Genomic DNA, 24,696 nt, shown 5'->3' with positions numbered 1-24,696 from the left:
TTACAGAACGACCACTGCGCCTTAATACTAATAAATATCAAAAAATTTCTTAATATTGTCTTTCTTTATCATTCGTTTCTTTTCCATACACCCAACGTTTACTTAATGTTGCAAATAATACAGACTTTAGAGGCTAACTCACGTCAATTCAATACCCTACTATCACTACCAAAAGATCGCGTAAGTTTACCGAGGATATCTACTCAAATGCCCACTATTATGGACTTCTCATTTTACAAAGGAGCAGCAGGAAATGGACCAAAAACTGGTTACGAGCATTCATACTTTTAACAGTTTATTTTTACAATTAGCTAATCAACCAAAAACCGTGTGCTGGATACGAAGTGTTGATTATAACAAGCAGTTGTTTATAAGCCCACAATTTGAATTGGTATTTGGTGGCTCATGCAGTAGCTTGAGCGAAAATCCTAGCTCTTGGTGGAATTACATATTATCTAATGATATCAACAATATTAAACCGATAATTTATTCAAGGATTAAAATGCCCCTTGAAGAAGATAACAGCATCATTTTTTTCAGAATCCTCTCAGCGGATGGTCAAATTAAATATATCAGAGATATCAGTTTTACCATATTAAATGATGATAACAAACCTCTTGCAATAGCAGGTTACGGTGAAGAGCTATCTAGTGAATTTTGGCATAGAATTACAGAGAAAGAGAATAACATCCCTAAAACAGCAGCGTTATCGGATAAAATTGATCTAATTAAAATTCTGAATGAAGAAAATTGTAAATTATTCCCTTCAGAACACAAAAATAAATCCAATAAATTGACCGGACTCAAAATCAATAATATCCGAGTAAGACTAACTCACCGTGAAGCTCAAGTCTTAGATCATCTAAAACAGGGGAAAACTGCAAAAGAGACGGGTAGGGAAATTTTTCTATCGCAACGCACTGTTGAAACGCATTTAGAAAATATCAAAAACAAGACGGGCTGCAAAACAAAATTAGAACTAATGAGCAAAATTATACACTTTGAATTAGGAAACTAACAATGTGCAGTAGATTTTTTCAATTAAATTATGTATTGATTATATTATCTGTAGTATTCTAACAAACTAACAGGAGAATTATTATGCAAAAAACAGTGATTGATGGGCTTACGAAGCTACAACTCTTCCCAATGACACTGATGCTAGAATATAGAACTGATCAATTAGATACTCGCCTAACAGAGATAATAACAAGAATTCTAGAGGAGAATTTGAACAAGCAGACAGAACTTGTCAAAGATGAACCCTATAGATCCATTATTTTGAATAACCAAATCGAGACTACCGATCTCGAACAGTGGAAAAATGGCACTCTATCACCACCAAAACGGCGCATTGCCGTTGATCAGTATATTAAAGCCTGTCTCGCAGAACTCTCTGACAATAGAGATCTTACGAAAATTCACGAATTGAACCAATTTGTGTTCCTACACCGCTTTGAAGCTTATGCAAAATATTATCCTGATCAGCCTGCCCTTGTTTTCAACGATCAAATCCTCACCTACGCTCAACTCAATGCTCGAGCTAATCAAATGGCTCACTTTTTACTCGAACAAAAAAAAGAGCGCGGGATAGACACTGAACATGAATTTATCGTTGGTACATTCCTACCCCGCGAACCCGAATGGATTATCGCTATTCTAGCTATTTGGAAAGCAGGCGGTGCTTTCATCGCCATTGATCCTACCGCGATTGGTAATTCACCGGATGCCATCGACGATTATTTTGATAAATTTGCTCAGACCTTAGCGGATGGAAAACCCACCTTTATTTTAACGCATTCTGATCACCAATATTTATTACCTAAACCTGATAAACATGGCTTTTTCTGTCTCTGCTTGGATGATTGCGAAAAAGCAATCAATTTTTTTCCTACAGAAAACACCGATATCAAAATCGATCCAGAGGATCTGGCTTACATTCTTTACACCTCGGGCTCTTCAGGCAAACCCAAAGGTGTTGAAATTGCTCATCGTGGATTTATGCCCTGTATAGAAGCTCATCGAGAATGCGTGGATCTCACATGCGATTCGATCATGGCTCAATACGCCACCTGCGATTTCGACGCCTGGGTTGCTGAAACTCTTATTCTAGGTATCGGTGGAACTTTAGCGATTGTTCCAAGTGAAATTCGACTTGATGAAAAACGCTGTGCACAATATTACCGAGACCATAAAATTAATGTCGTCATTTTCACACCGGCTTTTCTCAATAAATTAGGTGGACCTGAAAATTTCCCTTTATGGAAAGCTCTTTTCATTGTCGGGGAATCTTTCGATTGGGAGCTCGTAAAAAAATGGAAAACGGATCAACTGCAAATTGTGAATGGCTATGGACTCACTGAAACTACGATTTGTGCCACGCTTGAAAATCTGGACATGGATGAAGTCGGAAAACCGCTGAGTATAGGCAAAGCAATTGTAGGTACTAAAATCCTGATTAAAGTCCCAACGAATATTGACGTTAATAATCCTGAGATTGAAAAAGATTACGGAACTGAAACCACCTATCAAAACCCAAAATCTCCTCTGTCAGTCGTTGACCAAGCGGGCGAACCTTGGTTCGGCGGTATCTCACTGACGCGCCGCTACCGAGGCGACGCCATGCAAAACAATGCGTGGCGCTTTGAGAAAATTGATGATGAGCGCTATTACAAATCCGGTGATAGGGCTATTCTTCGAGCCGATGGCCGATTAGAACACCAAGGCCGCTATTCTCGTATGGTCAAAATCAGCGGAAAACGCATTGAACTCCCCAGCATCGAAGCCAATCTCTGTGAGCATTTTCAATTGGAAAAAATGCATGTGGCTGTCACTGCCGTGGGTAATTCTCTGGAAGATAAAAACCTCACCACTTTGCTGGTTTTTTTAGTAGAAAAAGAACATCAAAAATTGGATGATGCTGTGATTCGAGATTTTATTATCAATACTGAAAAGAACATTGATAAACAATCACCGCTGCATATCATCTGGAAAAAAGACTTTCCAACTACGCAAACTAAAATTAATCTCGTTGAACTGAATAAATCGTATTTTGAGACTCATACCCAAAAAACTCATGATGCATCTTCTGTAGATTGCAAAATCAGCTCTGATGAAAATGTTATCCTATTAAAACTACAGAATTGCTGGAAAGAAGTTCTGTGCAAAACTGAACTATCGTTAGAAGATGATTTTTTTCTCATTGGCGGTCGATCCATCGATATCAGCCCACTTATTCAGGTGATACGTTTAGCTTTCCCTGAAATAAAAGAAGAGATTAATAACGCTCTCGCTTTAGAATGCAAAACGCTTTTAAGCCAGACAAAACGCCTCTACAGCTTACTACATCCTATCGAACTGACGGATCTCAAGAAAAAACAAAACTCGGACGCACCCTATATTATTTTTTGCCCCCCTTCGATTTTGGGCGACCCTGAACAAGATTATTCTGAGTTCTTCTCACAGTGTGATCAGGACTTCAAAAAATCGTATTTCGACGAGCGCTTTCAGATTTACGGACTAAAAGCCCGAGGACTCACTGATCCTTCTCTGATGCCAACAACGCTGTACAGCATGGCTCAAGACTATGCATTAACAATCAAATACTGGATTGAAAAACACAACAAAAAAGATATTCCGATTTTTATTCTGGGTTGGTCTTCAGGTGGCACCCTAAGTCCTGAAATTGTGAATGCCCTGGCTAAATATAATATCACAGCTTATGCTTATGTCTGTGATAGCATCGCGCCGTTTCCCTTTCATCACCTCAGTCATGAAGAACAGACCCTAGAACTACTTTTACTTGCGAGCAAATTAAGTCAAGCGATTGGATTAAAAATAGACACCCAAGATCTCAAGACCGAACTCAGCAGATTACAAAAACCGCGAAATCGCATCACCCACTGTTTTGATTATCTAATTCAAAAATCAAAAAAAAACTACCTCAATATCCTCATGACTGCGAAGATCATTAGACTTGCAGAACATAATTATATTATTCGAGAACCCTTACAGCCTATTAGATTATACAAAGCCAAACACTATTTACTCGAAGGTATCTTAACTGAGGACAAAGCACACTACTGGCCTAAAAACTGTATCCTGGGTCTCGATGAAATTGAAGATAACATAGTCGAAGGTAATCATTTTGAAATGATACAACAACGTAGCCTCGCACAAAAAATTACAGCTCAAATCACTCAGGATTTTACCTATCACAAACTTAAAAAACTCAAAAAGATTTTGGAAAATCAAGCAAATTATGTGGTTCCCTTCATAGAAATCATTGAAACTAACGTCCTTGAGAAGGAAGAAGAAACTAGACTGAAGATTCTTTTTTCTGATGCCATCACTAATTTCTTAGCTAGCCCACAAAAAAAAGTACTCTTATTGCAAGGAGAATCTGGGCTCGGAAAGTCCATAGCTGCCGAACACCTAGAAAAATCTTTAGAGGCAATCGGGACTCCCACTAAAAAAATAATGATGAACCGATACACGAGCAAGGAATTGAAAAGAAGTATTAGAGAAGATCTCAAAGAATCGGGCAATGTCTGGGACACTAAATCATTCGAAGTCAGGGTACTGATATTAGAAAGTTATGATGAAAAACAAGGTGCAACGGATTTTAATTACTATGATACCAATGGACTTTCGGACTACGAAAATCTTAAAGTTATATTCACATGTCAATCAGAAACACTTAAACCAGGCTATCTCACTAATTTTATCCCTCGAGAAATAGAGGCGCTCGACAACATCAAGCTCCAGGCATTTAATGAGGAGCAGATAAAAGATTTAATGAGTATTTATTTGAAAAAAAATACCATGGAACCTAATAGTCATGACCTTGAAAAATTGTACCTAGAAATTAAATCACATGCTGAATTAATCGAACTCGTGAAAAATCCTTTGCTCTTGAAGTTCGTCTTAAAATCACTTCCTATACTCCTGAAATCACCAGAAAAATTAACACCTTTTAAAATCTACGAAGTATTCAACCAAGATTATTTTGAACGAGGAGAAAAAAAAATCAAAGGCCAAACAGGAATAGAACATGATCAAGATTTTCAACTAACGTGTCGATTACACTGTCAGAGAATTGCTCTTGCCTTCTTCTCGGAAGGATTCACGAGCTATGAAGTAAAGAAAAGCAAAAGTCTACTAAGCGCTTCAAAAAAAATATCCAGTCCCCTAGATAATTTATTCGATTCCCAATATAAACAGTTACTCAAAGCGTCACCTCTGTGCTCCAAAAACAATATCCATCAGTTTATTCATAGATCAGTGCTCGAGTATTTTGCCGCAGAAACCTTAATTACAACACTTAGAGAGGAAAATGTTGACTACAATGAACTTCAAACTTGGTTTATAGAAAGCAAGCTTCTACCAAAAAAATTAGTTAGCAATCAAGGTATAGTAAAATTCTGGGCTGAGGGCTATCGGCAATATCCGACAATCAAAACTACGTTAGATAAAATTATTACTGAGACACGTAATAATGAAAAAATTAAAACATTAGGGGGAATCGCAATCACCTTACTCAACATGGCGGGTGAATTTTTCAATGGAACCAATCTTAGAGATATACGAGTTCCACAAGCTGTCTTGAGCGGCGGTTATTTTGATTGCGCAGATTTCACAGGCTCCGATCTTACTGACGTTAATTTTTTTAGAGCCTGGCTAAGGAACACCCGACTGAATAATTGCCAGCTAAATGGAGTGAGTTTTGGTGAATATCCATATTTCAAACATAATGATGCAGTTTGGAGTATGGATTTTAGACCTGAAATTAATCGATTAGTAACGGCTAGTAAAAATATCGTTTATATTTGGGATGTCGAATTAGTTCAATGCATTGAGGAATTCAAAACACCTATGAAATGTATTGACCGTGTTAGCATGAGTGATGATGGGAAAAAAGTGGCACTGGTTGGATTCGATAATACAGTGCGGGTTTTGAATTTAATAAGTCGAGAGATAATAGAGCTAAATGGGCATAATGCTGCCGTGGTGAGTGTTTATTTAAGCAGAGATGCAAGCAAAGTAGCCTCAGGAAGTAGAGATCGCACGGTGCGAGTTTGGGATCTAATGAACAATCAAGATACAGTGCTTGGCAAACATGATGACACAGTGACCAGTGTACACTTGAGCGCTGATAGTAGTCGTCTTGCTTCTGGCAGTGATGATAAAACTATACGAGTTTGGAATGTAGCCAAGGCTCAACTGATAGCAATATTGCGTGGTCACGAGCGTGAAGTGACATGCGTACATCTGAGCGGCGATGGAAGCACAGTTGCTTCCGGAAGTTTAGATAAGACCATACGTTTATGGGAGATTGCTACTGGCCGGTCAAAGGTACTCAAGGGACATAAGTTTCAAATTACGAGTATTTATTTAAGCGATGATGGACGAAAAGTTGTTTCTGGGAGTGATGATTTTACAGTGAGAATATGGGAGGCATCTACCGGAGCATCTATCGTACTCTCTGGACACAGGGATAGCGTGGTAAGTGTCCGCTTAAGTGACGATGGTCTAACCCTGGCTTCGGCAGGCTTTAGAGATAAGACCGTACGTAGATGGGATTTATCTACTAATCAATCGGTGGCATGTCATATTCGTACCGATAATAACAATCGTACTTTTGTATTGGGAAGTTGGGATGATACCGTAAGTATAAATGATTGCACATCTAATCGACCGATACTTTTGCATTCCGTTCAGAGCAAACCTCTAGGTAATGATAAGCGAGATGAAAACTTCAGTGTGCCTTTTAAAGTCGCCTTATGTTTAATGCCACGATTTCAATCTATTGAGTTAGGTAAACCTAAAAGCTTAATTCTAAATGAACACATAAGTAAAAATAGACAAATAATTGCTTCAGCTTCAGACAGAAATGCCAAAACAGTGGAGGTATTGAATCTCGAGAATGGTATAACGAAAATACTCGAAGGGCATGCACTCCCAGTAACAAGCTGTCATTTAAGTGAAGATGGCCGGATCGTCGTCAGTGGCAGCCAGGATTTTACAGTACGAATGTGGGAAGTAGAGAGCGGTAACTCATTAGTTTTAGAAGGACACAGGCATGTTGTGTCCAGTGTGTATCTAAGTAAAGACGGACAGACTGTTGTCTCTGGAAGCTGGGATAAAACTGTGCGCATTTGGGATGTATCTAACAGCCAATCAATAATCTTGAGTGGACATGAAAAAGAAGTGAGCTGTGTCCATATTAGCCTAAACAAGACGAGAGTTTTTTCCGGAAGTTGGGACGGAACTGTGCGTATGTGGGATGCTGTATCAGGGTTACAATTAGCTGTGATTTCATCAGCGGAGGGAGTAATTGCAATTTCGTTGAATGAAAGGACAAACACCCTTATTGTTAACTATAGTACCTCTATTCAAGTATGGGACAGCTTTGATGATAAACCTACCGATTGGAGACTAAGGTGGTCCTCAAATACAAATCAATCTATCAATTTAGCCGGATCTGAATTTATAGGGTCAAAAGATTTATCAAATCAAAATCAAGCATTAATTATTCAGCGAGGTGGATTCGATACAACAACAAAACCCATAAGTCATACCCAAAACCCCACTGCAGTTCTTGATGATTTTGATAAACTTACCCAAAAGCATTTTGAATCAATGATTTCCTCAGCAAAGATCCCTGACTCTCAGTCATCACCTAAATTGATCAGAAAACACTCACAAATCCGTGATGACCATCGAGTTCGATTTTTCAGTCAAGGCACCGCTTTTGATAATAAGCCAACTACTGACACTCAAATCACTGATTCATCGACTAATGGGAATTCATCAGAGAACGAATCAAATGGTGATCTTGCTGGGGTGACAATAGATTCGTTTAATGAAAAATCATCTAGTGAAGATAATATTGACGTTACAGCTCTTACTCTCGCAGATCAAGACGCATCAAAAGAATCTAACGAAGACGCTACTGTTACTGAGTTCTGCAAAATGTAACTTTTACACCTTGAAATTTATCATTGAAATAATTTACTTCATCATTGGCCAAAATAGTATTACTACAGCGATAAATCCAGATCTATGCCCCCATTTTTTGTGAAATTGCTTTCATCCGTAATAATACAGAGATCAGGCACATACAATAAATGCTAGATTAGTAAATTTCATTTTATGTCTTATTTTAAAGCATTAAATAGCAAATACGCCACGAATCAAAAAATACTCTTTCGATTTTTTATCATATTTTAATATTAACACCCTTTTTACTTCACGTACTTATGCTGATCTGCCCAGAAGCGCAAATTTTTATCCTGCTCTCAGGTTTTATGTATTCACTTGAGAGGAGATTAATCATGAGATTTTTTGATAAAAAGGCTAATGAAGTTGATGGCAAAACAGTGGTTCGAGAAGTCGTTGACAATGACGTCAATGAAAATCTTTATACCGCAATACGAGAAGTTAAAGCACTATTAGAACAACGAATTCGTAGTGAGACTAAATTGTCTGATAATCATGAGATTCAGTGGGAACCTTATTGGGGAACAAAACATACTAAGAATATGGATAATCTCGGCTATGTAATTGGTTTACGTTGTGGACATTATTCATTCAGAGTAGATTACGATCCAACAAAAGGTATTCATATTAATTATGGAAGTGATATCAGAGATGATAATTATTTAAGGGCGAGAAAAGCGACTCGACCACAGAATGTTTTTAGTTCTAATAATAATGACGAACAATATGTTCGACAAATTTGGGAAGAACTTTCTCGTCGATATCGATATTTTAATGGCTCTGCGAGTTATGAAAAATGCCGTGCTGAAGTTGAAAATCAAATGAAGCATGACAATGTAATTAGAGTTTATTAATTCATTATAGCTCAGGCTCGCCAGGTAAATCCAATGATCTTGAAATGACTCATCGTGGATCAATATCTGTAACTGTTAATTGAGCTGTCTCTTGAATCTCAGCTCTGCTAAAGAATAGAGCTATCTCTCTGATTGCAGCTGATGCGTCATCTGAACAATGAACTGCATTCCACTTTATTGATGAGCCAAATAGTCCTCTTAAAGTGTCTTTTTGAGCGTTAGCGGGATCAGTCGAACCTTTTAATGCTCTTAGTTTTTTCGCAGCATCTGTAGTTTTAAGTACCACCAATACACTTTCACCTGAGGTAAATAAATCAAGGACATCGAATCTTTCCTGTTTCATATGAGGGTATAAGGCATCAACATCGTCTGTAGTTAATTTCTTAAATTTAAAAGTTACGACCTTGAATCCTTGTTTCTCAACAAATGAAATAACCTCCCCTATTTTATTACGACAAGGAATATCTGGCTTTATGATAAATAATGTTAGGTTATCCTCATTCTGAAGTTTTTTTTCTACAGAAGTATCCAATTCAGATTTTTTACAGAATTTAAGTAGACTGCTCGGCCTATGGAAAAAACCGATATTCATCCTTGAAGCAGGGACATGAACATAGTCATCTGGATGTAGTTGTTTAGCTGCAGCGTTAACCACTAATAGATGATGTTCAAATTGATTAAAAGCGAGGTATTTTCGACAATTATCCAAACGCTTAGCATAAATTAATTCAAATTGATATTTAGAGACAGAATAATCATTAGTAACAGATTGTAATCTAGCCCATATAGCTAAGTGATATTCAACAAGTAGTTTCTGTAATATCAATCGTGAGTAATTTAATGCACTTACGGGTGATCCATAATAGTGCTCAAGCATTTTTTTATCATTTTCTTCATTAAAACTAGATTCCACTGAAAGCTTAGCGAGATCCCACAAGGGATCATTGTTACCCGAACATTCCCAATCCGAAATCACAAGGACATCATCATCAGCACAATAGAGAATGTTATAAATAGAAACATCATTATTGCAAGGCACTTTTACATGACACGTTTTTTCTAAAACATCAGAGACCCTATGACATATTATACTAATCTTATCCATATCGTCTGAAAAGGGTATACCCATTCGTTTCATTTTATACAGCACACCCTCATCGTATTTGATAGGCAAGTAGTCAACCGTATATTTTTCTGAAGAATGCAGGTTTTTTAAGGCAGATAATGCCAACACCAAGAATTTTTCAGACTCTAGCTCATGTACCGATAATCTTCTATAATATGATAAAAATGGAACGATATATGTCAGATTTTCTTCATCATACCGGATTAGCTTGGGGTAGATTCCGAGAGCAGCAGCTTTAGTTAGAGCAGCTAATTCTTCGGAAGCAGAGAGTCGATATGGATCATCACCCTGCCCAGCAATTCGCAGGAAATAGCTATTTTGAGAAGCGCGATCAACTATCTGATATGATCGATTATTCAGCGAGGATAAGGGACGAGCCTCATAGTTAGAGAGATCAAGTCCGATACTAAGCCCCCTAGTTATTCTTTCTAATTTTAAATGTGTATTGAAGGTCTCAAGTATCTTGGCATTTTGCAATAATTGCTTTGTAATCTGTAAGTTATTCGTGGTTATTATCGATTTGAGCTCTAAAATGGCTGTGTCTATGTCAGCATTGATTATAAGGTAGTCATACCTTTTGTAGCTAGCGCATTCGAGTTCAGCAACTGACTTCTTGTAGCGTTGTTGTGTAGAAGCCTGATCGCCATCTCTTTTAGTGAGACGCTCCATGATATCTACCATCTTTCGAGGACATATATAAATAGACTTTAAATCAGGGACTATTGAGCGAACTTGCTCTAAAACCTTGGAAGATACATCAATAATAAGTGATATTCCGGAATTTAACTTAGTTAAAACTTCTGAAGCCGCTATACCATATTCCTCACCGTAATCTGTAAATCGTTGTAGCATATCATCTTTTGGAACAACTTTTTCAAACATCTCCTTATCTACAAATCTATAAGGGTTACCCTCTGATTCATTATCCCTCATTTTCCTCGTTGTGTAGGGCACGAGCCTCTCTAAATCAATAATTTGTTCAACAACTTTTTTGATAATCGTTGTTTTTCCAACTCCTGATGGACCAGAAACCACATATAATGTTCCTTTCTTGATTGGCTTTAATGATGCATCAAACGTTGGGTTTACACATTCTAGCTTCAATCGATGAGATAGAGGTAGTGATCTTGACTCGCTTATAAAATCTAAGACTTCTGTAATATCAACATCAGAAATTAATTTATTATTATCGATGATGATATCTGAAATACACTTTAATTCGGAAAGTCTTGAATTGAGATTCGATCGATCTAACGCTAAATGGGTTTTTATTATATTTTCGTTATACCGCGCGCCTAAATCCCTCTCTCGAAGAATAAGTCGACATAGACAAATATCTAGTGGGAGATCGATAAATATTATCATATGCAGCTTATCTCTTATTGACTGATCAAATGCCAGTGTATCGATTTCAATTAGTATCAATGATTCTTGATTAGAAATACTGTCTTTCAAATCATTTATTTGACTATGGTCTATACTTAAGACTAATTGAGAAGCAGGTAGGTTAGATATTAACCTTGTAATAAAAGTTGTTTTCCCAGATCCTTTATTACCAACAATTCCGATAGTAATCATTTTATTTAAACTCCATTAAAATATGTTAATCAGTAACTTTAGTAAGACAATTAGAATATAGTAATAATTCTCTAATGATAGACCCAAGCTTAGAATCTTCGATTACAGATTCAATATCATTAAATCTATAACAATACTGAGGCACTGATAATTTTTTTTGCAGTAAAGAGAAACGATCTATTAATGAACGATTTACGTTATTTTCATTCAGCAGATCACCCATTAAATGAGCCAGTTCCGTTATTTCTGTTTCCTGAGCACCCATCCTTGTTATTTCAGACACAGAAAGCCTATATGATTGTCTATTAATACCAGGCAAACTGCTAAATTTATTAATAACTATACCCAGATTCGATAGCAAGTTTGTGTACTCTTCAATGTTTTTTTCAGGATAGGCCCATACTTGATGTGTTTCTGTGTAATTGTGATTATTTGAAGATACCATAAAGCCACGTTCAGAGAGGATATTTGCAAATAGTTTTGCGTTTGTTATTATTCGATTTGCATAGTCCCTTCCACCACAGTACTTCATCTCCATGAGAGTAATTGCGAGTGACAGCGAGCTGCTGGGATGATTATGACTAACAAAATGATTTGATTTAGATTCGATTTTGTCAGCCAAATCCTTTCTATTAGTGGCTAAAAATGCTTTATGAGGCCCGGGTAATGTTTTATGGGTAGAGCCTCCGTAAATATCAACTCCGTGCTCTAATGGATTGGGATAAGCTTGACATAAGATTAGGCCGTTAGTATGACTTGTATCATAATATAAAATAGTATCAGGTGTAACTCTATTAATAAGCGCCCTAATTGCCGATGTATCAAGAGGGAACAAGAACGTAGCATGATCGAGATAAATTAATTTTGGTTTTATTTTTTTAAGTAAGTCTTCGAGCTTACAATAATCTATCTCAAATGTATTTTTAAAGGGTATAAAATTCAAACTCAAACCCAACCTTTCAGCGACGATAGTAGTACTAACATGCCCACCATTCTCGACTGGAATAGTTAACACTGAATCTCCTAAATCAGCTAATCCTGCAAGAGCTATGGTCATGCAATTCATTCCTGAAATAGGCTTCGTATTTATATATATTGCTCCGGATAATTCCCTCAAGATGGGATATAAAAATTCATTTTCTAATAAATCTATAGGCTGTCCACTCGGAAAACACCAAGCTCCAAACCTTTTGAAATCATTCAAATAATATCTAGAATATATATCTAATAACAATGGCAGTCTTGATAAGGGTGAAAGAGTATTTTCACTAGGTATAAGGTGAATTTTTTTCAATGAATTTCTTTCATTATCTTGAACAAATGCAAGCAGTTGAGCTATTTTATAAATATTACTCATGTTACTTCACCTTATCCAAAGATAAGCCACCTAGATAGCCATAGAGTCCCGTATAAAAGTTATCCCAGTATGACATTGCTGATAACGCGCCATGCCTGAATAAAATGGAAGAATTATAATCAGTAATCAGAGACTGCAAAACATTTTTCAAAGCATTACCATGAACCTCATCAAGTGAGATGTGTATTTTAAAGAAATATAGCTCTAATTCCGAAAACTCGTTTCTTTTTAACAGACGATCATAAACGAGACTGAACCATTTATTCGAAATTGACTCCATAATCGTCATCGCCGATAAGGACTCGATTAATGTAGAATTTGTGAATAATTTACGAAAAGATTCTATTAATATTCTCGTATAAATATCCATCTCAGCTAGCGGCTTTCCGATCGACTTTGTAATAAAATCTTTCAATAGCGCACTGTGTGAGGAAGTATAAATATTTGCATCAAGCTTATCGATGCCTCCGCACTCATCGACTAGATTTTGCGATACGACGAAAAGTATAGACTTATCTGTTGATTTTAACAGCAAGGCACCAAGATACCCTGGAAATTGCTCAATGAAATAATATAACTGCGAGAATAAATAATGCAATTGGTTGGTAGTCAGCGTATCTATACTATTGAGTAACGGTGCAGATAGCAAAGACTCTTCACACTCCAAAGCCATCTTAGTGAAATATTCATCAAAATTCATACTATTCTCCTATGAAGGTTGTTTTGAGATTCAATTACATATTCGTCGATGATTGAAGAAAGCTTTTCTAATGTAAAATATTGCGGGATTACATTAGGAACTTTATCATTAACGATAATATTCCTTGCAGTGCTCTTGATGACGGTTGATCTACAAAATAATGTAGCTGTCATTTCACTACCTGAGGAAATTATTCTGTGCAAAACATCAGGAGAAAGCGTATATTTTTCACCTGCATTTCTTACTACAGTCTTTACATATTCTACTCGAGACGAACCTATGCGAATCGGATTGGTATTTTTATCTATATATAGGTATTCATCATATTCTGAAGCTTGAGCAGAAGGAGAATATTGCCAAATTTCACTTTTCAAGCTACCATTAAGGACCGTTGAGGCAAAAAACCATCGATGGTCATGAAGCGTTTCTTTTATTTCAACACTATGCTCCCAAATATGAAATCGAATTGTAAAATCATTAGAGGTATATAGATTAATCTTGTAGAACCCATTTTCATGCAGATACGAGTTACATGCTATTTTTTCCAAATAACCTTTATCACAATTTATCTCTTTTAAACAAGCAATAAATTTTTCTTGACCAAATCGATACAAAATGCCTGATATATCTTCCATCGTTTTTTGAGAAACCGTTGAATTGTCAAAGCATTTTTTGATATCGTTGACCAGTTCCGACAATAATTTCGGCAACGTTATGTTTAATTTTTCCATTATTTCCCCCAATTAAAATTACTACTGTTTTAATTCTAGTATCACTTCAATTAGTAGATCATCAGTAAGATTACGGGAAGTTAATTCAAGATATTTAACGTGATATTTTTGCTCGATTAGCACTAAACATAACGATTTTCAGCGATTCCGTAATATTACGGTGAAATAATAGAATAATAATTTGCTATTTTCATGAACTTTATTTAAGACTATTTTAAATAGGGCTTTTATTAACTTTGGCCTGAATTATTTGAATATCCGATACCTATAATCACCAAATATTAGCTTATTTTTAAGTATATTATCGAGTACTTCTGCTGATCCATAAGAATACTCAAAATTTTAATCTCTTCTCAGGTTTTTTTAATTAACTTGAAAGGAGATTAACATGTCTATTCATATCTTTAAAGACGAAATTGTCATCGAAGATGAAACGTTTAATGCACAAATAGCTGAGCTAATTGCGGATAAACTAAACTTCAATGATCAATTAAAAAAAATAACTTTCACCAATGTTATTTTTTCATCTGATTCTATTGCATCATTCTGCAATCGATTAGATTTTCGCTGTAGGAATCTTCAGAAAATTATGTTTCAATTTTACGACACAAAACTATCTACAATCGATATAAAATATCTCAGCAATATCTTTCCTTTCTTCACAAAAATACACTTTCAGAATGCTGGTTTAAATAGTGATTCCATCAATATTATTGCTGAATATATCAGTAAAAATCCTGAAAATATTACAACATTGCACCTTGAAAATAATCGTTTTGGTATTGAAGGACACCACGCGCTATTAGATGCACTTACTAAAAATGATATTGTAGACAAGGTTTTTTTGAAAAACACTCATGATTATAGGAATGGAGAGGACTTTACATCAGTTTACGAACATCTATCACACATGCTCACCGTCAATAGCTCTATTAAGATACTAGGCCTACAAGAGTCATATGTTAATTACCCATTGGTTGAGCTATTATTCAAAGGGATAGAGAATAACAGAGGGCTACACAAAATAGATCTAGGCAATAATTTTTTCATACATGATAGATCAGGAAAGTATACTAAAAAATTTGCCACTGCTGTAAAAATGCAAGGCCTTATTAATCAATTTACTAATGAGGCATCAAAAAACCCACATATCAATGAAGTAAAATCAATTATCCAGTTACGTGAAGTTGTCAAAGAGAGATTTTTTTTCGCTGTAACACATTGTGACCTAGAAACACTTCAAAGCCTTTTCTCAGAAAATAAAGTCAACAAAGATTGGACGACCTCTGATAAAGGCTATAACGCTTTACATTTGATCGCAAGCTCTACACAACCTATTGCTATGAGTGAGGCCGCTATAAAATTACTCTATCAATACAATTTCAAAGAACTTCTTTATAAGCGTTGTGCCAGAAGTGGAGCCAAGTTACAGCCCATGGAGCTGGCTCGAGAAAAAGCACGATTTAATATTGCTGATTTATTGTACTCAACAAGGGCCTTCAAACTAGCAGCCCCAGTTGTTACGAAAGTCAGTAATGTCACTCGAAAAGCTTTCTCAACAAACTATAAATCGTGTGGTTTGTTCTCGAAATCCTTGACTGATACGACTGAATTCCCCTCGCTTTCAGCAGTGAAACAAACATTAAAAGGATAAAAGTTAGCAAATATATTTGTTGGCCCGCATATATTGGCCAGCCCTTGGGTAAATTGCATTTGTGTCATTATTTTGGTACATTTGGCACTTACCCTTGAGGCTTGCCATGCCAAAAAAACTTATTGCGGCTGAACTAGAATCATTCAATAGAATGTTTGCTCAATTAGCAAATCAGTCAAATACTATCTGCTGGATGAGGAGCCTCGACTATAAAAGACAGCTCTACATTAGTCCAAATTTCGAAACCATTTTCGGTGATCCAGCATCCAAACTCTATGAACACCCAGAATCTTGGAATAATTATTTACTACCAATAGACTCTTCAACTATTAATCAAACAATTTCCAGCAGATTGAACAATTTAACCATCAATGATGGTAACAATCATATGTTTTTCAGGATTGGATCGCCTGACGGTAATGTACATTACCTCAGAGACTGGAGTATTTTAATCTGCAATAAATTAGGGGAAGCCATAGCAATTGCAGGTGTTGGAGAAAAAATTAGCCCGGAACAATGGTATACCTTAGTCCAGTCCAGTAATAAAAATTCACCAACCTTATTGCCAGGCGGAGTATCACTCAATGATATCTTACACAATGAGGCAAAACTTCAATCTATTTCCATCGACATAGACCACAATCAAGTTCAACCAGCTATTAAAAACGTCAATTGCATTCGAGTAAACAATATAACCGTACCACTTTCCAAAAGAGAAGCTGATTGTTTATATCATCTACGTCTTGGTCATTCAGCCAAAGAAACAGGTAAAATTCTTTTTATATCACCACGCACCGTGGAAACTCACATCGAAAATATAAAACAAAAAGCTTGTGTTAAAACCAAACTTGAGCTTTTGACGCAGTTGATCCCAATCAATACAATGGTTATCGATAAATAACGTAATTTTACCGTTCCCTCCCTGTCAATCCTCCACTATATTCGATCATGTAGCTCTTATGTGTACTAACAGTACCTTTGATTAATATTTACTGTGTGAGGAACCAATGAAATTTTACAAGCTAATAGAGGAAGGAAACATACCATCTATTGAAGCATCTATATCCAAAGGGGATGACTATTCCGGCCTAACTGTTTTAACAGTTCTGGATAAACTCAATTCCGCCTCACTATTAAGACTTCGCTCAAACAGAGCCATTACAGATTATGATGAATTATTCGATCCAGAGCGATTGAAAGACAGACAAACTACAATCTTACTTCATCAGGGCATAAAGATTTTAATATCAGCTTGGGGGTCAAATACGCTCGCGAATACTGGTCTTAAACAACGACTCGATTATGAAGCCTCAAGAAGATTGGCCCAGTTTTGGATGGTAAACAGAAATGAAAGCTATCAATCTCTTTCAACCATAACTGAGTATATCAATCAATGGGTAAAACTAAAATCAGAAAAATGGCTATATAATAAGTTACCTTCGAAGGAAAATAGTCGACTTAATCTACATATTAATAGAAAATTGAATGAAATAATTAACAATGACACCAATAGTTCAATTCACGGCCTATTAAAAGCAACGTACAAATTAAAGTTTTTTCATCAAGCAGTCAAATTTTACAAAAAATCCAAATTTGAATCGAATTTTTGTGAGGCTCTCGAAAGTGAATTACATGAACGCTTCCTGAGATTCCCAACGGATTTTATACGAGAAAAAATAAATATTTTATCATTTACAGGATTAATAAAAGATTGGAAGTCCAATCTAGTCTCTATTGTAATCTCAGAGGAAATTGAAGACGCTTTAATTTCTATTCTAGAAAAAATCAACTTGCCTATATGCAGTCATCGTCAAATAACTGATCTAACAATCACAGGAATGATCGATGATTTCAAAAATAACCAACTCGATCATCATCTAACGAATTATCTTAGAGGCCTATTTAAAGAAACAATTCAGATAAATCTATTTAACGAACTTCTAACAGATCAATCAATGGATACAATATCTTCAATAACTTCAGAAATTATCTTAAAATTTAAAAATAGAGAAATCGATTTGATAATGCCTTATCCTATCGAAAAAGTATTGCTCCCTGATTTATATCAACTGAAAAAGAAATGCAAAAAAATACTGTCCTCTACTGGAAGCCTGGAACATAAAATCAATTCATCTCTGGTGAGCCGCAATGAAATAGATGCCATAAAAAGTGTTATCTCTCATATTCCCGAATTGGTCGAAAAACTTTTGAAGGATAAGCTACCTCAATCTTCAGCTCAAACTGCAGTGTATTCTGAGATAGAAAAAGATGAAAAAAAGCAAGATACTCATGAGGATAGAGAACAAAACCAAAGCTCAAAATTTTATTGAAGATGTGATGATTTTCGGTAATATTACTGAACCAGGATAGAATTTATTACACTATCCTTTGTCTAATACGCAGTCATAGATGATTAATTGCTACAATTTCATTAGATATGATACTGTATTAGTAATCTTGACTGCGACTATTGAACTAATCAACTAACCAGCGTAAATGATTAATAAATTAGTGGAGAGCAACCATGCGTAAGACATTGATTGAAGAACTTGCAGATAGTGATCTATTCCCGATGACCCTGATGCTCGAATATCGTGCAGGCAACTTAAAAACCGGTTTATACGAATCTATCTCCAATCTTCTCTGTGATAATCTTTCTAAGCAACACGAGCTTGTCAAAGAAGAGCCCTATAGGTCCATTATTTTGAATGACCGCATCAAGATAGCGGATCTTGAACAGTGGAAAAATGGCTCTCTAATACCGCCAAAACGACGTATTGCCGTTGATAAATACATAAAAGCCTCTCTCGCCCAACTTTCTCAGAATAAAGATCTTACGAAAATTCACGACTTAAATCACTTTGTTTTCTTACATCGCTTTGAAGCTTATGCTAAATATTATCCCAATCAACCCGCCCTTCTTTTCAAAGATCAAATGCTCACTTACGCTCAACTCAATGCTCGAGCTAATCAAATGGCTTATTTATTACTCGAACAAAAAAAAGTGCGGGGGCTAGATCCTGGGCAAGAATTTATCGTAGGCACATTTCTACCCCGGGAACCTCAATGGATTATCGCCATTTTGGCTATTTGGAAAGCAGGGGGTGCTTTCATTGCCATTGATCCTACGGCGATCGGTAATTCACCGGATGCCATCGACGATTATTTTGATAAATTTGCTCAGACCTTAGCGGATGGAAAACCGGCTTTTATTTTAACGCATTCTGATCACCAATATTTATTACCTAAACCTGATAAACATGGCTTTTTCTGTCTCTGCCTGGATGATTGCGAAGAAGCCATCAAGTTGTTTCCTACGGAAAATACCACTATCAAAATCGATCCAGAGGATCTCGCTTACATTCTGTATACCTCCGGCTCTTCGGGTAAACCCAAAGGTGTTGAAATTGCTCATCGGGGGTTTATGCCCTGTTTAGAAGCTCATCGAGAATGCGTGGATCTCACACGCGATTCGATCATGGCTCAATACGCCACCTGTGATTTCGATGCCTGGGTTGCTGAAACTCTTATTCTAGGTATCGGTGGAACTTTAGCGATTGTTCCAAGTGAAATTCGACTTGATGAAAAACGCTGTGCACAATATTACCGAGACCATAAAATTAATGTCGTCATTTTCACACCGGCTTTTCTCAATAAATTAGGTGGACCTGAAAATTTCCCTTTATGGAAAGCTCTTTTCATTGTCGGGGAATCTTTCGATTGGGAGCTCGTAAAAAAATGGAAAACGGATCAACTGCAAATTGTGAATGGCTATGGACTCACTGAAACTACGATTTGTGCCACGCTTGAAAATCTGGACATGGATGAAGTCGGAAAACCGCTGAGTATAGGCAAAGCAATTGTAGGTACTAAAATCCTGATTAAAGTCCCAACGAATATTGACGTTAATAATCCTGAGATTGAAAAAGATTACGGAACTGAAACCACCTATCAAAACCCAAAATCTCCTCTGTCAGTCGTTGACCAAGCGGGCGAACCTTGGTTCGGCGGTATCTCACTGACGCGCCGCTACCGAGGCGACGCCATGCAAAACAATGCGTGGCGCTTTGAGAAAATTGATGATGAGCGCTATTACAAATCCGGTGATAGGGCTATTCTTCGAGCCGATGGCCGATTAGAACACCAAGGCCGCTATTCTCGTATGGTCAAAATCAGCGGAAAACGCATTGAACTCCCCAGCATCGAAGCCAATCTCTGTGAGCATTTTCAATTGGAAAAAATGCATGTGGCTGTCACTGCCGTGGGTAATTCTCTGGAAGATAAAAACCTCACCACTTTGCTGGTTTTTTTAGTAGAAAAAGAACATCAAAAATTGGATGATGCTGTGATTCGAGATTTTATTATCAATACTGAAAAGAACATTGATAAACAATCACCGCTGCATATCATCTGGAAAAAAGACTTTCCAACTACGCAAACTAAAATTAATCTCGTTGAACTGAATAAATCGTATTTTGAGACTCATACCCAAAAAACTCATGATGCATCTTCTGTAGATTGCAAAATCAGCTCTGATGAAAATGTTATCCTATTAAAACTACAGAATTGCTGGAAAGAAGTTCTGTGCAAAACTGAACTATCGTTAGAAGATGATTTTTTTCTCATTGGCGGTCGATCCATCGATATCAGCCCACTTATTCAGGTGATACGTTTAGCTTTCCCTGAAATAAAAGAAGAGATTAATAACGCTCTCGCTTTAGAATGCAAAACGCTTTTAAGCCAGACAAAACGCCTCTACAGCTTACTACATCCTATCGAACTGACGGATCTCAAGAAAAAACAAAACTCGGACGCACCCTATATTATTTTTTGCCCCCCTTCGATTTTGGGCGACCCTGAACAAGATTATTCTGAGTTCTTCTCACAGTGTGATCAGGACTTCAAAAAATCGTATTTCGACGAGCGCTTTCAGATTTACGGACTAAAAGCCCGAGGACTCACTGATCCTTCTCTGATGCCAACAACGCTGTACAGCATGGCTCAAGACTATGCATTAACAATCAAATACTGGATTGAAAAACACAACAAAAAAGATATTCCGATTTTTGTTCTGGGTTGGTCTTCAGGTGGCACCCTAAGTCCGGAAATTGTGAATGCCCTGGCTAAATATAATATCCCAGCTTATGCTTATGTGTGTGATAGTATTGCCCCATTCCCGTTCCATCATTTTACAGAGGAAGAACATACGCGAGAATTAATCTTACTGGCACAAAAATTAAGCAGTGCAGTTGGATTAAAAATAGACGCTCTAGCATTATCTACAGAACTGATTAAAGTACAAAAACCGCGAGATCGCATCATTAACTGTTTTGATTATTTAATTCAACGAGCCAATGAAATCCACAAAAATATTCTTAAAACCGCAAAAATCATTCGTATTGCCGAACACAACTACATCATTCGAGAACACTTACCATCATTCAGGCTTTTTAAGGCTAAAAACTATCTGCTAAATGGAATATTAGATCAAGATCAAGCCAAAACCCATTATTGGCCTAAAAAATGCATTCGTGATATGGATAAACTTGAAGATAATATCATTGATGGAGACCATTTTTCAATCATGAAAAATCCTCTATTAGCAAAAAAAATCAGATCACAAATTATCTTCGACTACGCTACAAATAAACTGCATTTATTTGAAAAAATGTTATCAGAGAAAAATGACTTCATATTACCAAATATTAAAATTACAAGTATCGATGAATATAATGAAGCACAGAGCCTAAAAAAACTATCGGAAGTCACTTCAATATTTTTACATGACTCAGAAAAGAAAGCGCTATCAATTCTGGGTGACTCGGGAATGGGTAAAACATATTCATCTGAAAGAATATATGACACCTTAGTTGAATTAGGCGTTCCTGTTGCTATCATTAAATTGAATCAAGACATTAGCAGTGATTCCTTATCACAAAAAATAAGTGATAAGGTAGAGGAATTTAACAAAAAGTCTTTATGTGAAATTTCCGTGCTGATATTAGAAGGACTTGACGAAATAAAAAGCAAAAAAGAAGTCAATTATTACGCCATTATTGAACAATTAAATAAAAGTAATTTCCTAAAAAGTATATTCACCCTACGCACTGAAACATCGACTATGAGATATAAAGATTTAAATGAAGATACCCAAAAAATATTCGAAGAGATTGAATTGCAGCCATTTTCTGACCATCAAATGAATAATTTACTAAAAATAAAAACAAAATCAGAAATCATCGCGAGTCATTACTATGAAACCATTCGCAGATACCCAGAACTCTATGAGCTCTGCAAAAACCCACTAATTCTAGAATTTATCGCAAAAATATTTAGAAAGAATCCTTTGATTTTATTATCAAAAGAAGGTTCTATATCACGATATAAAATCTACATGGAGCTCATAGACTCCTACTTGAAGCATCAGAAAAACAAACTAACATACACTAAAGAAGGTTGCGTTGTAACTCAACCACCATATGAGGAGAGATTACGAGATAAAGCGCGAAAAATTGCACTGCTAATGTTTAAAGAAGGCAAAACAGTACATGACTATAAACCGAAAGAATCAGATCAATGGGATCACCTTCTAAATACGTTTAATGGAGAAAATGAACTCAATACCGAGAAAATCAGGGAAATTAAATCGTTATTACTTATCAAAGAAAATAACACTTACCGATTCGTGCACAGCTCTATCCAGGAATTTTTTGTAATTGAGGCGATAGCAGATCAAATTTTATCTCAAGAAAATCCTAAGCATCTGAAAAAATGGTTTAATTCACATGGATTATATCCTGCGATACTATTAAAAAACAGATCCTTAGTTCGCTTTTGGCTAGACGTTTTCAAGCAAGAAGATCGCCTAAATAAATGTTTATTTAATATTATAGATAGCACCCGAGGGAATAAGAAACTTAGAAAAATTGGTGGAATTGCAATCACGTTACTTAACTCAGCTCAGGTTAAATTCATCAAAAATTGCTTTGAAAAAATCAACATTTCAGATGCCATATTGGATAATGGAATCTTGTTTAAAGTATCTTTCAAAGGATCAATATTACGTAATGTTAGCTTTAAAGAAAGCTACCTTTATAAATCCACCTTCGAAAATGCGTCACTAAAAAAAATAGACTTTGGCGAGGTTCCTTATATTGAGATTCCAGAAAACATCGCAGCACTAAAGTTTTCTGACAATGAATATTCACTATTGATTGAAGGAAAAGATAATAATATCTACAAATTAGACGTCAGGACTTATGATTGCCCAGCCCGAGTTACTAGTAATGAGAGGATAAATAGTGCACCATTATCATTTTCAAGATTTATTTCTGCATGTTCTGGTAATGGTAAAATTATTGCACAAGTTGTTAATGAAAGGTACGGCGAGGTTAGAATACTTAAAAAGTCCAAAAAACTAACTAAATCGGATTCACAAACAACATTTACAATACAGCAATACATCAAAATCGGAACAGAAATAAAGTCTGTAGCACTAAACCACAACGGAAAATTACTAGCGACTGCAGGACATGGGTGCCGCGCACGACTTAGCAATTTATCTACTGCAAAAATTACCATAATCGAACCAAGTCAATCTGAAATATACCCAAGTGTTTTGAATAGTAATTTTGATCATAGTACTATCAAAGACAGAAAAAATGACAAAGAAAAACTGCCATCTTTTTTAGAAGAAAAGAATATCAAATATAGTGATTCAGAGGCTATCGAAAATCACTCGATTATTTTTGATGAAAGTTCCGCATATCTTTATGACTATAAATCAAAAAAAGTTCTAAAAAAAATAGAATACCTCACCGAATTTGAAAAATCACAAGCCAAAATACAAAGTATTATAGAATCCTACACCTCAGAACCTATGCCAGGTGACAATATTGACTGTTCTATACCTATGACGAAGGATTTCAGAATTCAATCGATAAAAATAAGTAAATCTGAGGAAAAATGCGCTATTTTAGCAGAGTTTTATTCGGCGGGCATGTCAATTTACATTTGGAATTTCAAAGATAATAAATTTGAGTGTATCTTTACTCAAGCAGACCAATTCTGCAGTTATGTCGAATCAAGTCTCTTTTTTTCAAAAAATGAGCACTATTTAATATTTACTGATAGCTATGACAGTATGACAAAAATATGTGAACTAACTGAACCGAAAGAACTTGTCTCACTAGAGGGTGGCTATCCTTTCATGAGTAAGGATGAAACCATTATTGGTACTATATCTTATGATACAGTTATATTATGGGAATTTAATACTTTCAATCATTTACAGGACATTCCAACTTTGATCAGACCAATTTTTGCATATTTTGAAGCCGATGACAGTGCTATAGTTTTAAAAAACCATCTTAAGCAATTCGAAAAATGGCAATGCAAGAAAAATAACTGGGAATTAAATGAGTCATCCGCTACAACAAGCACATCTCTTTGCCTGAAAAACACCAACTTTGAATCTGCCTTAAAATTGAGTAGAATAAACCAAAATCTAATTGAACAGAAATCAGAAAAAAGTAGATACGCATTCTTTAGAAATAAAAACCACAGAGTGAATAGCTTAAAAAATGAAACAAGTAGTCATGAAACGATGAATCCACATCAAGAATACAAATATTGAACCCGTAAAGATTCAGGCGCATGATATTCTCTGTTTCGAGCATAGCCGGTAACACGGCTA

The 24,696-nt window shown here is 36.0% G+C and carries 11 protein-coding genes; 7 read left to right on the top strand and 4 right to left on the bottom strand.

What is annotated here, in order from left to right:
* The first annotated feature begins 253 nt into the window (after positions 1 to 253).
* The 3 genes from K2X50_01005 (at position 254) to K2X50_00995 (ending at position 8,855) form a co-directional block, all read left to right on the top strand.
* Positions 254 to 1,018, top strand: coding sequence for a LuxR C-terminal-related transcriptional regulator (locus tag K2X50_01005; protein MBX9585811.1), 765 nt, complete (start codon positions 254 to 256; stop codon positions 1,016 to 1,018).
* A gap of 83 nt (positions 1,019 to 1,101) precedes the next feature.
* A complete protein-coding gene (locus K2X50_01000; protein ID MBX9585810.1) occupies positions 1,102 to 7,980 on the top strand; it encodes an AMP-binding protein in 6,879 nt (2,292 codons plus the stop codon).
* 356 nt (positions 7,981 to 8,336) lie between these two features.
* Entirely contained in the window at positions 8,337 to 8,855 is a 519-nt protein-coding gene (locus K2X50_00995) for a hypothetical protein (protein MBX9585809.1), read from the top strand.
* A 49-nt stretch (positions 8,856 to 8,904) separates the two neighbouring features.
* Here the strand turns inward: K2X50_00995 and K2X50_00990 are convergent, their stop codons facing one another.
* From K2X50_00990 to K2X50_00975, 4 genes are read right to left on the bottom strand one after another with little or no spacing between them, the layout of a single operon-like run.
* On the bottom strand, positions 8,905 to 11,559 hold the full coding sequence (locus tag K2X50_00990; GenBank protein MBX9585808.1) for a phosphotransferase: 2,655 nt from the start codon (positions 11,557 to 11,559) through the stop codon (positions 8,905 to 8,907).
* A 25-nt stretch (positions 11,560 to 11,584) separates the two neighbouring features.
* Positions 11,585 to 12,916: a hypothetical protein gene (locus tag K2X50_00985; GenBank protein MBX9585807.1), complete on the bottom strand. Its 1,332-nt coding sequence runs from the start codon at positions 12,914 to 12,916 to the stop codon at positions 11,585 to 11,587.
* 1 nt (position 12,917) lies between these two features.
* On the bottom strand, positions 12,918 to 13,616 hold the full coding sequence (locus K2X50_00980) for an iron-containing redox enzyme family protein (GenBank protein MBX9585806.1): 699 nt from the start codon (positions 13,614 to 13,616) through the stop codon (positions 12,918 to 12,920).
* Positions 13,613 to 14,347 (bottom strand): hypothetical protein, encoded by a 735-nt coding sequence (locus tag K2X50_00975; GenBank protein ID MBX9585805.1) that lies wholly within the window; start codon positions 14,345 to 14,347, stop codon positions 13,613 to 13,615. The genes K2X50_00980 and K2X50_00975 overlap by 4 nt, the downstream gene beginning before the upstream one ends.
* Before the next feature lie 388 nt (positions 14,348 to 14,735).
* Between K2X50_00975 and K2X50_00970 the strand changes: the two genes are divergently transcribed.
* From K2X50_00970 to K2X50_00955, 4 genes are all read left to right on the top strand, one after another.
* Positions 14,736 to 16,001: a hypothetical protein gene (locus K2X50_00970; GenBank protein ID MBX9585804.1), complete on the top strand. Its 1,266-nt coding sequence runs from the start codon at positions 14,736 to 14,738 to the stop codon at positions 15,999 to 16,001.
* A 106-nt stretch (positions 16,002 to 16,107) separates the two neighbouring features.
* Positions 16,108 to 16,902 (top strand): LuxR C-terminal-related transcriptional regulator, encoded by a 795-nt coding sequence (locus tag K2X50_00965; protein ID MBX9585803.1) that lies wholly within the window; start codon positions 16,108 to 16,110, stop codon positions 16,900 to 16,902.
* 106 nt (positions 16,903 to 17,008) lie between these two features.
* The gene (locus K2X50_00960) at positions 17,009 to 18,331 is read left to right on the top strand and encodes a hypothetical protein (protein MBX9585802.1); all 1,323 of its coding nucleotides are present in this window, start codon (positions 17,009 to 17,011) and stop codon (positions 18,329 to 18,331) included.
* 194 nt (positions 18,332 to 18,525) lie between these two features.
* A complete protein-coding gene (locus K2X50_00955; GenBank protein ID MBX9585801.1) occupies positions 18,526 to 24,636 on the top strand; it encodes an AMP-binding protein in 6,111 nt (2,036 codons plus the stop codon).
* The last annotated feature ends 60 nt before the right edge of the window (positions 24,637 to 24,696 follow it).

The organism is Gammaproteobacteria bacterium, assembly GCA_019748175.1.
In the GTDB taxonomy this organism is placed as follows: Bacteria; Pseudomonadota; Gammaproteobacteria; order JAIEPX01; family JAIEPX01; genus JAIEPX01.
This window is presented reverse-complemented; position numbering and strand designations above follow the sequence as displayed.